General features: G+C 26.1%; 9 protein-coding genes and 1 pseudogene. 5 read left to right on the top strand and 5 right to left on the bottom strand.

Annotated elements, in window-relative coordinates:
* Window positions 1–112 precede the first annotated feature (112 nt).
* The 3 genes and pseudogenes from MCORR_RS03545 to MCORR_RS03555 all read right to left on the bottom strand — a co-directional run bounded on the left by MCORR_RS03545 (window position 113) and on the right by MCORR_RS03555 (window position 2443).
* Window positions 113–997, bottom strand: coding sequence for an HAD hydrolase family protein (locus MCORR_RS03545; RefSeq protein ID WP_181021231.1), 885 nt, complete (start codon window positions 995–997; stop codon window positions 113–115).
* Between the two features lie 203 nt (window positions 998–1200).
* Window positions 1201–1596 (bottom strand): annotated as a pseudogene (locus MCORR_RS04005) (DNA topoisomerase IV subunit B); the annotation flags it as partial.
* A 115-nt stretch (window positions 1597–1711) separates the two neighbouring features.
* Entirely contained in the window at window positions 1712–2443 is a 732-nt protein-coding gene (locus tag MCORR_RS03555) for an aquaporin (RefSeq protein ID WP_104208199.1), read from the bottom strand.
* 197 nt (window positions 2444–2640) lie between these two features.
* Here MCORR_RS03555 and MCORR_RS03560 point away from each other — a divergent pair, with 197 nt between their 5' ends.
* From MCORR_RS03560 to MCORR_RS03580, 5 genes are all read left to right on the top strand, one after another.
* Window positions 2641–5238 carry a glucose PTS transporter subunit IIA gene (locus MCORR_RS03560; RefSeq protein ID WP_104208200.1) on the top strand — a complete coding sequence of 866 codons (2598 nt, stop codon included), beginning with the start codon at window positions 2641–2643 and terminating at the stop codon, window positions 5236–5238.
* Window positions 5225–6676, top strand: coding sequence for a glycoside hydrolase family 1 protein (locus MCORR_RS03565; RefSeq protein WP_104208201.1), 1452 nt, complete (start codon window positions 5225–5227; stop codon window positions 6674–6676). The genes MCORR_RS03560 and MCORR_RS03565 overlap by 14 nt, the downstream gene beginning before the upstream one ends.
* Window positions 6677–6811: 135 nt before the next feature.
* On the top strand, window positions 6812–9403 hold the full coding sequence (locus MCORR_RS03570; protein WP_104208202.1) for a PTS glucose transporter subunit IIABC: 2592 nt from the start codon (window positions 6812–6814) through the stop codon (window positions 9401–9403).
* A gap of 8 nt (window positions 9404–9411) precedes the next feature.
* The gene (locus MCORR_RS03575) at window positions 9412–10827 is read left to right on the top strand and encodes a glycoside hydrolase family 1 protein (RefSeq protein WP_104208203.1); all 1416 of its coding nucleotides are present in this window, start codon (window positions 9412–9414) and stop codon (window positions 10825–10827) included.
* 42 nt (window positions 10828–10869) lie between these two features.
* Complete coding sequence (locus tag MCORR_RS03580; RefSeq protein WP_104208204.1) at window positions 10870–11760, top strand: HAD hydrolase family protein; 891 nt, start codon at window positions 10870–10872, stop codon at window positions 11758–11760.
* Window positions 11761–11817: 57 nt separating this feature from the next.
* Here MCORR_RS03580 and MCORR_RS03585 read toward each other — a convergent pair whose 3' ends face one another.
* Window positions 11818–12585, bottom strand: a complete 768-nt coding sequence (locus MCORR_RS03585) for a MurR/RpiR family transcriptional regulator (RefSeq protein WP_104208205.1) — start codon at window positions 12583–12585, stop codon at window positions 11818–11820.
* 43 nt (window positions 12586–12628) lie between these two features.
* Window positions 12629–13249, bottom strand: coding sequence for a uridine kinase (gene udk / locus MCORR_RS03590; protein WP_104208206.1), 621 nt, complete (start codon window positions 13247–13249; stop codon window positions 12629–12631).
* Window positions 13250–13251: the final 2 nt, after the last annotated feature.

Genomic DNA, 13251 nt, shown 5'->3' on the forward strand with positions numbered 1-13251 from the left:
CCCACACAACATAAGGATTATTAAAGCACAAAACAATTATTAAAAGTATTAATTAAATTTGATTAATTTTTTATTTTCAAAACTTAGGTAAAAATCTAAGTTTTTACTTTAATTAAACTAATATTTTTTTTAAATAAAACCCAATTGCCCCATCTTTTGAATCACATGATATATCAAATGCAAGTTCTTTAATCTCTGGTATAGCATCATTTACAGCTATACAGTATTTAAGATTTTTAAAGACTGATAAGTCATTTTCATTATCACCAAAATAAATAACATTATTTAATGTTAAATTAGTATCATTTTCACTATTTATAATTTTTAACAAATGTTTAATTCCATTATATTTATTAGTTGTACCTATCGTTAAATCAACACCATCATCAGATCACCATGTGGTATTAATTTTTTCATCTTTAAATTCTTCTTCAAATATTTTAATTATTTCAAGTTTATCTTGAGGTAGCACATTTTTCATGGATATTCTTGGTGAATATTTAAAGTTATTTAAAATTTCTTGTGTTAAATCTTTTCGATGTAAACGACCATTCAATGAATTGTCTTGTTGTATTAATTTTTCTTTAAACACACGATCAGAAAAATAGATCACATCCCCGTTTTCACTAGCAATAAAATAAACTAATTTGTACTTTTTTATTTTATCAACAATTTTCATTATTAATTCTTTATCAAAATAGTTTTCAACTATAGACTCATTTGTCTTAAAATTGTAAATTAAATTGCCAGTGCAAGAAATAAAATATTTATTGTAATCATTAATTTCACCTGAAATATCAATTAACATATCTTTTAAAAAGAATGGTAAATTACCTGTATTCATTACAAAGTATATATTGTTTTGAATTGCTTTTTTAACTCAATCAATATTTTGCTGATTATTGACACGTCATAATGCTTTATGATCCATTGGATATAATGTGCCGTCTATATCAGTTATAATTATTTTAATTTCATCGCTATTAATTTTAAACATAGTTCTCCTTTTTAAATTAATCAACTTATATTTTTTATGATAATAACCTAAATCCCATTTGTCAGCATTATAAGAGATATCAAAAGCTTTTGTTTTATCTTGGGTATGCATTACTAAAAGTTGTGTGCATTTTAAATTTTCAAATACAAAATAGATCATATTATCTAAAGTATAACTTATGGTTTTTTCTTCATTAATTATTTAACAGTCATGCCTGTTTTATATGTTTTTGAAACTTGAGTTAATGGTTGAACTAATTTCCCTCCATTACCAAACTCTATTTCATGAACTTGTTTGTCTTTATAAATTGTTACTAAAAATTACTTCTAGTGCTGATTTACTAGTGGTATGATTCCAATTGGAAATCATATAACATTATCTGAAGCAGTTACACTTCCATTTTTTTCTAATACAACATTAATTTCATTACAATATCCAGCTAAAACTTCATCAATTGAGTTATCAACTATTTCTCAAACTAAATGGTGAAGACCTCGTGTGTCAGTTGAAGCAATATACATTTCAGGAGGTTTTTCAACAGCTTTTAGTTCTTTGAAGACGTGAATAGCTGATTCATCATATTTAAATTCTTTACCAATAATTAACTTTTCTATTTAACGATTTATATTATAAACAAAAAACTAAAAAGTAATCTAAGTTTATTTTCAAAACAAAAAGATAAAAACAAATTTTAGAGTTTATTATAAATAAGTTTTAAATTATTAAAAATACTAACCCTATCACTATTGTTCCCAAAATAGACCCTAAAATCAGTGGAACACTCTCTTTAAATTCACTAGAACCTTTATTTTTAAAAGGAATTATTTTATGCATAAGTCTTAATGAAATATCTCTTGTTGGAGATAATGAAGGTCCTGTAACACCACCAAGTGATAAAACAATACAAATAACAATAATAAAAATGAAAATAAAAGAAGTGTGAGGACTTAATATTTGACGAGGATTTTCAATTATAAAATAAATTGCTAATAAGAAGAAAATAGCACCGATAAATTCAGCGATAAAAACTTTCATAAATTTTTCATTGTTTCTTGTATAACAATATGAGTTTAAATATTCTTGTTTAAACCCATCAGCCAAAGATTGTTTTATTTTTCCTTGATACAAAAAAACAACACAAATTTGTCCTAAGACAAAACCTATAATTTGTGCAATGATAAATATCCAAAACAATCAATATGGCCCAATCGAACTTCAATTATAGATTAAATAAAATAAAGAAATAATAGCATTGAGATGTCCAACACCCCCAAGCATTAAAGAGAATACTATTCCAACAGTTACTCCAGAAGCCCAACAAATGGCAATAATTACTTCGTTTGGCTTCTTTTTAGTTAATAATTGATTAGCCATACCACCATTGCCTAAAAGTGACAAAACTAACGAACCAATTATTTCAGATAAAAATACAGTGCCAATTGACATATTATCACCTCTTTTAAAATATTTTTTATTATATTATAAAAATCAGCAAAATAATAATCAAAAGACTTTTAATATTTAAAAATCTAATAAGTGTGAAATATTTCACAAAGTGTATTGTTTTTTACATGCCATTTAAACTTCAAAAATTAGAATTGTTTTAATCATAAAATTATCTTGAAAAAATAGAAAGGATTAAAATGAAAAAAATAATTAAGATCTATTCACCTGTTGATGGAATAGTTAAACCATTAGTTGAATTAAATGATGGAGTTTTTTCAGAAGAAATGCTAGGTATTGGTTTTTATATTGAACCAAAATCAAATGTGTTTTTTTCTCCATTGGCAGAAGGTGAATTGACACAGATTTTTAATACAAAGCATGCTTATTATTTTAAAGATTCACAAGGACCAGCATTTTTAATGCATATTGGTTTAGATACAGTTAATTTAGAAGGAAAGCCATTTGATGTAAAAGCTCAAATTGGTGATAAACTTTCTTTAAAAAAAGAAATAGTAGCTGTTGATTTTAAAATGATTGAAAAACATAAAATGTTAAAAGCAACACCAATTGTTTTAGATTTAAATGAATTTACTGGATGAAAATTTGAAATGCAAAAAGATGGTGAAGTTAAACAAGGTGATTTGATTGGAACTTTTACTCATAATGATGTTCAAAAGGAAGAAAAAAATGTTAGAAATATTGTTTTAGATATTTTAGAATCTAAAAACAAATATAGTATTCTAGCTGAAAAAATTTTAAATTTAGTTGGGGGGCAAAGCAATTACACTCAAGTACACAATTGTATGACTCGTTTAAGATTTGAAATAATTAATAAAGATAATGTTGATAATGAGTCGATTAAAAAAATCGCAACAGTTAAAGGTGTTGTTTGAGTTGGTAACCAAATTCAAATAATCATCGGACAAGATGTATACAAAGTTAAAGATGCTTTGTTAATAAATATTGAAAATTCCAAACACTCAACACTTGCTCAAAATGAAAAAATTAATATTAAAGCAAGAACTAATTTCTTTATGCGGCTTATAAAAGCTTTTATTGCAATTATAGTTCCGAACATTCCAGTTTTAATGGCTTCAGGGCTTCTTATGGGAATTAAATCAATTTTAGTTTTAACAAACTCAATTCAAGACATGGGAATTGGCGGACAATTAAATACAAATATTGATGCTTTCTCAATATTTGTAAATGTATTGTCAGAAACCGGTTTAAAACTTTTAGGAATATTTATAGCCTATAACACTATCAGATATTTAGGAGGGCCTGAATTAACTCAAATTTTTATTTCATTAATCATAACTGGAGCTACAATTGGTTTAAGTTCTTTACCATCAGTCAATTTATTTTCTTTAGGAAGCATCGATTTTAAATTAAGTTTTTATACAAATTCAATCATTCCTCATATGGTATCAGCGGTAATTTTATATCATGTTGACAAATTCTTAAAAAATTGAGTTCCTAGTTCATTAGATATAATTTTTAGACCTTTTTTATCAGCTGTTATAGTCTTTGGATCAATTTATTTTATTTTAGGGCCTTTTCTTTTTTTAATCGAACAAGGATTAGGAAGTGTGGTTGGTTTTGTATCATCAATCCCTTATGGTATTGGTTGTTGCTTATTTGGTGTTCTATGACAACCGTTGGTATTGATTGGCATGGCTGGTATTCCGGGAATACCAGTTTCAATGGCACTTATTGGTGGAGAACCTTCAGTTTTAATTACATCCATTACAATAAGTGGTTTTGCACAATTAGGAGCTGTGATTGGTGTTGGTTTAAAAACTAAAAATAAAATTACAACAGTTGCAGCACTAGCAACAATCCCTGGTGGGCTTTTAGGCATAACAGAACCTATAATGTATGGAATAAATTTGCCAAAAATAAAACCATTTATAGCAGCTTTAATTTCAACAGCGATCATTAGTTTATTTGTTGGTTTACTAGGGATTGAAGCAAGAGTAATGTCAGGTAGTGGTATTTTAAGTTTTACAGGAATCTTGATTCCTCCAAAACCAAATTCTTTTGCAAACATTTTTACAGGTTCAGCTAATGGACTTGTCTTAAACACTATATTGTGATTCTTAGCTATTGTGGCTGTATCAGTATTAGCACTTTGTTTATCATATATTATGTATTACGACCGTTTAAGTGAAAAAAAATCAATTGCAAAAACTAATAAAAAATATATGAAAATGCTTGCAAAAATAACAAATCAAAAAGTAAAAAATTTAGATTCTAATTATTTAAGTTCATTAAACAATGTAATAACACAAGATGATGTTGAAAGAATAAAAGAAATTGAAAATGAATTAATCTTAATAACAAACAAAAATGTTTTATTAGCAAAAAAAGAAGAACAAATTGAAAAAAAACATCAAAAGCTATTTAATCAAGTTACTAAAATTGAAACATCAAAAATGGATGAAAAAGAAAAATTACTTCAGCAAGAAATACTTATTGACAAATATGAAATGTATGTTGATAAGACAAATCTTAAAAAAGTTGAAAATGAATTAATTGAACTTAAAGTTAATAATGAAAAAAACATTGTGTGAATTAATGAATTTGTAAACTCAAAAATAAAATTAATTTTAAATAAAATCAAAGAAATTAATTCACAGAATAACTCAGATGTTCTTTTAGATATAAAAAATGATTACTGAAATTCTCTTAACTCTTTACAAATAACTTATCAATTAGTCGAGAAAAAACCAATTTTAATTAATAATAAAAATTTAAAAATTTCAAATAAGGAGAATAAAAATGTACAAAAATAATAAAGATTTTTTGTGGGGTGGTGCAACTTCTGCATGTCAAATAGAAGGTGGCTATGATATTGGCGGTAAAAGTTTAACTATTTCTGAAATGAGACCATTTAACCCTAAATTAAATAGAAAGAATTTATCCGAAGTTTTTGCTTACAATAAACAAGACTACATTGATTCCATAAAAAATGATAAAGGTTTACATTATCCAAAAAGATATGGAATTAATTTTTATAATAACTACAAAGAAGATATTGCTTTATTTAAAGAATCTGGAATGAATGTTTTTAGACTTTCTATTTCTTGAGCTAGATTTTTTCCAAAGGGGGATGAAGAAAATCCTTGCAAAGAGGCTATTGAATTTTACAAAAATGTTTTTACAGAATGTCATAAAAATTCCATAGAACCAGTAGTAACAATTGAGCACTCAGATTTACCTTATTCAATAATTGAAAAATATAATGGTTGATTAAATCCTGTGACAATTAAATTATTTATGAAACTAGTTAAAGTTTTATTTAAAGAATTTAACCAATATGTAAAATATTGAATGCCATTTAATGAAATAAATACTGTGCTCATGGCCCCTGATTCTGGAGCTGGAATTTTTAGAGAAGACTTTAAAAATGAACACGAATATTTACAAGCTTCATATCAGTCTTTACATCACAAATTTATAGCACAAGCTGAAGTTGTTAAATTAGCACATAGTGACTATAAAAATATTCACATAGGGTGTATGGTAGCCAATATTAGCACCTACCCAATAGATTGCAATCCAATTAACGTTTTAGAAAATGAAAAATACCAACAGTTAATGAAATATTTCTTTTTTGATGTGATGGCTAAAGGTTTTTATCCAACTTACATGCTAAAATATTTTAAAAATAATAGTATCGTTTTAGACATAAGTGATTATGACTTAAATTTATTAAAAGAAAATACAGTTGATTTTATTTCATTTAGTTATTATTCTTCAGGCACAATGGGTCAAAAAAACGAAGAAGTAAATTCAAGCAATTTAGTTTTATTAGGAAAAAATCCTTTCTTAAAAGAAACTGAGTGAGGATGACAAATTGATCCTATAGGTTTAAGAATAACTCTCAATGATTTATGAAATCGTTACAATTTACCTTTATTTATTTCAGAAAATGGAATTGGTGTTTTAGAAGAATTAAACTCTGATGAAACTGTTGATGATTATTACAGAATTGATTATTTAAAATCTCATATTAAACAATTATTACTAGCTATCGAAGATGGCGTAGACCTTTTTGGTTATACAATGTGAACACCAATTGATGTAGTCTCAGCTTCTACAAATGAGATGTCTAAAAGGTATGGTATGATCTATGTCGATTATGATGATTATCATAAAGGTACAGGTAAACGTTATAAAAAATCTTCATTCCACTGATTTAAAAACTTTAGAAAAACTGGAAAACTTTAATTTTGAAGAAGTTAGCTTGTAATTTTAATTTAAAATCAGAATTTTGTAAATGTGAAAATACAATCGTTGTTTTTGCACAACTTAAAAATAATAAAATTAGATTTAAATTAATGATATAAAAATGAAAGGATTAAAATGAAAAAAATAATTAAGATTTATTCACCTGTTGATGGAATAGTTAAACCATTAGTTGAATTAAATGATGGAGTTTTTTCAGAAGAAATGCTAGGTATTGGTTTTTATATTGAACCAAAATCAAATGTGTTTTTTTCTCCATTGGCTGAAGGTGAATTGATACAGATTTTTAATACAAAGCATGCTTATTATTTTAAAGATTCACAAGGACCAGCATTTTTAATGCATATTGGTTTAGATACAGTTAATTTAGAAGGAAAGCCATTTGATGTAAAAGCTCAAATTGGTGATAAACTTTCTTTAAAAAAAGAAATAGTAGCTGTTGATTTTAAAATGATTGAAAAACATAAAATGTTAAAAGCAACACCAATTGTTTTAGATTTAAATGAATTTACTGGATGAAAATTTGAAATGCAAAAAGATGGTGAAGTTAAACAAGGTGATTTGATTGGAACTTTTACTCATAATGATGTTCAAAAAGAAGTAAGTTATACTGATGATATTAAAGAAATTTTAGAGTCAAAAAATCATTATCAAATAACTGCTGGTAAGATTTTTAATTTGATTGGAGGTGAGTCTAATTATACAAATGTTTATAATTGTATGACAAGACTAAGGTTTGAAATAATAGATAAAAACAAAGTAGATCAAGAAGCTATTAAACAATTATCAATTGTTAAAGGTGTGCTTTGAGCTGGTAATCAAATACAAATAGTTATTGGTGGTGAAGTTTACAAAGTTAAAGATGCAGTTTTAGAGCACGTAGAAAATTTGCATAAAAACCCAAATGAAAAATCAAATGCAAGAACTTTTACAAAAGTTTCAATACCTAAAAAATTAATGCAAGCTTTTGCAGCTATTATTTTACCAGCATTGCCTATAATGATGACATCTGGTCTATTAATGGGAATAAAAACAATCTTAGTTATGACTGGTGCTATTGTTGATATGAAAATTGGGTTAGGTTCACCTATAAACATGCAAGTCGATGCTTTTTCAGTATTTATGAATGTAGCTGCTGAAACTGGTTTAAAACTTTTAGGTATATATATTGGTTATAACACGATAAAATGGTTAGGCGGTCCTGAGATAATTCAAATATTTGTATCATTAATGATTGCTGGGGCTACATTAGGATTAGGTTTAGTTCCTAACTTATCGCTTTTCTCAATAGGAAACTTTTCAGTTAAAATAAGTTTTTATTCTTCATCAATTATTCCTCACATTGTATCTGCTTTTATTTTGTATTATGCAGACAAATGGATTAAAACATGAATGCCAACTTCAATTGATGTTTTATTTAGACCTTTATTGGGTGTGATGTTTGTGTTTATTTTAATATTCTTTGCTTTAGGACCAATTTTATTTTTAATTGAACAAGGAATAACAAAATTTATGGGGCTTTTATCACAAATACCATACGGAATTGGAGTTGGATTATTTGCCATAGTATGACAACCTTTAGTTTTAACAGGTATGCACACATCAATAATTGTGCCGATATCAATAGCAGTATCTCAAGGAATACCTTCAACTTTACTAGCACCAACAAATATTGCTGTTTTTACTCAAGTTGGGGCTGCTATAGGAGTTTGTATTCTAACAAAAAATAAAATTACAAAAGTGGCTTGTTTAGCAGCTTTACCTGGTGGGATTGTTGGGGTTACTGAGCCTATATTATATGGAATAAATCTTCCAAAATGAAGACCATTTTTAGCAGGATTAATAACAGCTGGGATTATTGGGCTATTTTCAGGACTTTTAGGAGTTGAAAATAGAACTACTGGAGGATTAGGAATTTTTGGATTTACAGCTTTACTAATGGAGCCAAGCAAAAACAGTGTTAATAATGTGTTTATAGGTGCACCAAATACTCCTGTAATGAATTGTGTATTTTGATTAGTTACTAACTTGTTAGCAATTCCATTAGCAGCTTTTGTTTGCTATCTGATTTATGTTGACAGAATTAATGAGAATAAAGGTGTTGGTAAAACAACAAATTTACTTATTAAAGTTTTAGCATTAAAAAATCATCAAAAATTAAAAGATTTAAATACAAAATATGCTAACGAAATAAAAAATTTAAAAAATATTTTTTCAAAAGAAGAAATTGAAAAGTTAAAAAAAATAGAAAATCAAATTGTTTTAATCACAAATAAATCTGTTTCATTAGACAAAGCACAAATGCACTTAGAAAAACAAAAAGAAAAATTAAAACATCAAATAAAAAAAATAGAATTATCCAAAATTATTGGAAAAGCAAAAATTGAAAAACAAAAACCATTAATTGATAAATATAATTTAATCAAAAATGGAGAATTAACTCATAAATTAGAAAAAGAAATTGAAAAATTACAAATAGACAATGCAACTGATATGCAATGAATTTCAAAAACTTTAAATACAAAGTTTGAATACATTGAAAATATTATTGACAAAATATTTAAAGAAAACAATTCTGAAGATTGTAATAAAATTATGAATAATTATTGAAACTCACTTCATTCACTAGAATTAAATTATGAATTAGTGGCTAAAAAAATAAACATTATAACAAAAAAAGAAATTAAAAAAGCATTAAAAAATGCATAGGAGAAAATATGAAAAAAATACCCAGTAATTTTTTATGAGGAGCATCAACTAGTGCTTATCAAGTTGAAGGTGGTTGAAATATTGATGGTAAGGGTCCATCAGTTCAAGATGTTTCAAATGGTGGTTTTCTTTCTGATTTAAAAGTTGGAGGAATTACAGACTTTAAAGTTTGTGCTGATCATTATCATCATTGAAAAGAAGATGTTGCCTTAATGGCTGAAATGGGATTTAAGTCTTATCGATTTTCAATAAACTGAACAAGAATATATCCAACAGGGTTTGAGGATAAACCCAATTCTAAAGGATTAGAATTCTATCATAATTTAATTGATGAATTATTAAAACATGAAATCGAGCCTTTAGTAACAATTCATCACTTTGATGCACCAATTGTTTTAGAAGAAAAAGGTGGTTGAGCTAATAGAGAAGTGATGGTACCAGCTTATTTAAAATTTGCAAAAACACTATTTTTAGAGTTTAAAGATAAAATTAATTATTGACAAACTATTAATGAATTAAATATGGTAATTTTATTTTCACATGTATTAAGGAAACAAAAAAAAGGTCATGATACTGGAACTGAATCTTATCAATCATTTCATAATGCAAATGTTGCACAAGCTTTAGCAATTAAAGAACTACGTAAGATTTCTCCAAGTGCTAAAATAGGCCCTGCGCCAAATATATCATTAGTTTATCCAAAAACATGTGCTCCAAGTGATGTTTTAGCAGCAGATAATGCGAATGTTTTAAGAAACTGAAGTTATATAGATCCTTTTGTAAAAGGATATTACAGTGAGATTTTAATTGAATATTGAAAAGCTAATAACTATCAAGTTGTAATCCTACCAGAAGATGAAGAGTTGTTTAAATCAGTAAGTATTGATTTTATTGCTTTTAACTATTACAATAGCACAACAGCACAAGCTCCTATTAAAGATTCTGAATACAAAGTTGGAGATCAAGAAATGGGATTTAATATTGAAAATATGTTCCAATCAGCTGATAATAAGTATTTAGAAAAAACACCATATGGATGACAAATTGACCCAATTGGTTTTAGATTGACCTCAAGAGCATTACATGATAGATACAATTTACCTATTATTATTACTGAAAACGGATTGGGTGCTAAAGATGTTTTAACAAGTGATGGAAAAATTCACGATGATTATCGTATTGCTTATTTAAGAGATCATATAGCTCAAATACCTTTAATTTTAGCTGATGGAGTTAAGTTAATTGGTTATAACCCTTGAAGTGCTATTGATTTAGTATCAACACACCAAGGAATTTCAAAAAGATATGGGTTTATTTATGTTAATCGTGACGAAGATGATTTAAAAGATTTAAAACGTTACCGTAAAGATTCTTTTTACTGATATAAAAAAGTGATTGCATCAGGTGGAGAGGATTTAAAATAATCTTAAATTACAACCAAATGTGATAGTTACAAAGGGGGATTAATGTTTAAAATAAATAACGATGAAATTAAAGTTATCATTACTGATATGGATGGAACATTATATAGTTTAGACCCTAACAAAAAAAGTGAGCACAAAAATCATATAAACAATATCAGATGATTGAAACAAGCAATTAAAGATGGTGTTTATGTTGTTATGAATACTGGGAATCTTCCGTTTTTTATGAAATGAGCAGTTAATGAATTAACTGGTGATATTCAAGAATTTAATAAGTATTTTATTTCTTGTACAGGAAATTTAATACATGATTTTCAGTCAAATAAAACTTGAATTGAAAATGTGTTTAATCATAAAATAATGTTAGAAATAATTACAATTATTAAAAAGTTTGATTTAGTTTATGACATAACTTCTCAAAAAGGTGATGTAATTTATTACTCAAATGAAGATTTTAGAGATTTAATGCGAAGTGTGCAAAAAACAGGCGATGCTAATTATAATCACCAAATTTTAACTGATGAAATACTTAACTCAATCCATGATACACCTAAAATAACTATGAAAAGAATTAATCTTTTACAAAAACCAGAAATAATAAAAATAATTGAACAAACATTCTCAAAGTACAATGTTAAAGCAACCTGGTGATCTGTTGATGGTGTTGATTTAGTAATTGGTGAAACTAATAAATATAACGGTATTTTAAAACTTTTAGATATTATCAATCAAGATACAAAGCAAACCTTGAAACCAAAGAATGTTATTTACTTTGGAGATAGTCACAATGATATATCTGTTTTTGAAAATTTAAAATATTGTATTGCTGTTAAAGATGCAACACCTGAAGTCATAGCAAAAGCCTATGATGTTTCATGTGATTCTCACGATGGTGCTTTAGGGCATTACTTAGCTAAAATTTATCATAAGTAAATTAACTCTTAATAACAAAAAATTACTTTAAAAATAAAGTAATTTTTTTTGTTTTATTTAATTTAAATGTAAATCAATTTGCATAATAATATAGCTTAATGAAAATGTTCTTTCAAAGAAATTATGACTTAAAAAGTCTGTATCAATAATTATAGAATTATTGGGGTAATTAAATTTAAAAATTTTAGAGTGTGTACAAAATAAAAAAATATTTTCAACTTGAAATTTATTATATAATTGTTGAAAATAAAAGTTAATTTCATCTGAACCACTACCCCCAATAAAAAATAAACATAAGTCTTTTTTAGAAATATTATCAAAAATTGATATCATGCTATTTAGTTTATTCATGTAAACAACATTTATCCCTTTAGATAAAAGCATGATATTCATTAATTTAGCAACATCTGAAAAATAGTTTGTTGAAAAAATATAAATTTTATTAGCGTTTTTTATTAGATTAATTAAAGAGTTCAACTTCTCTTTTATAAGTTGAAAATCTCTAATAGTATTAATAGCATTAATTTCATTTTCTTTAAATAAACTATCTGAGTTATCAAAAATAGTGCTAATATTTTTATGACTTCGATCAATTATTTCAATTTGCATTTTTACGCTTAATTCTTTATATCCATTAAATCCTAAGTTTTTAGAAAACTTGGTAATCATTGATGGAGATACAAAACAAGAATTAGCTAAAGTTACTAAATTAGGTAATTCTTGTTTGTTCTTATAAAACTTTATTAGTTCACTTGAAATCTTTCAAGAAGTTGTATTTTTAGTTTCACTACACATAGAAGCTATTTGATCTAATACTGAATGCATATATACCTCTTTATATTAATTAAAGCACAAATACATACTTATTTTAACTTAATAAACTACTGATTTTAGTAGCCACTAAATCAATTGCAACTTCATTGCCTTCTTTATAAGGAACAATTAAATCTGCATATTCAATGCTTGATCCAATAAAAGTATCATGCATTGGTTTAACTTCAGTTAAATACTGATGTATAACACTTTCAATAGTTCTATCTCTTTCAATCATATCTCTTTGTAATCTTCTGATAAATCTTAAATCATCTTCTGTTTTAATAAAAATTTTAATATCACCAAATTTTCGTATATCTTTAATAGCTAAAGTAAATATACCATCCAAAATAACTACATCACTTGGTTTATAAGTGATAAACTCTTCTGTTCTTGCAGAAGTTTTAAAATCATAGATTGGAACTTTAATTGGTTGATAATCTAATAATGCAGTTAAATCATTTGTTAACATTTCAACATCAACACTATTAGGGTGATCAAAGTTTATTTTTTTTCTTTCATCAAAAGTTAACTCACTAAAATCTTTATAATAATTATCCATTGATATATGAGTTACTGATTTATCTTTTAGTATTTCATTAGCTAATCTATGAGCTACAGTTGTTTTACCAGAAGCAGTACCACCAGCGATCAGTATTATTGTTACCTTCTTCATAA

The sequence above is a fragment of the Mesoplasma corruscae genome (assembly GCF_002930145.1).
Taxonomy (GTDB): domain Bacteria; phylum Bacillota_I; class Bacilli_A; order Mycoplasmatales; family Mycoplasmataceae; genus Entomoplasma; species Entomoplasma ellychniae.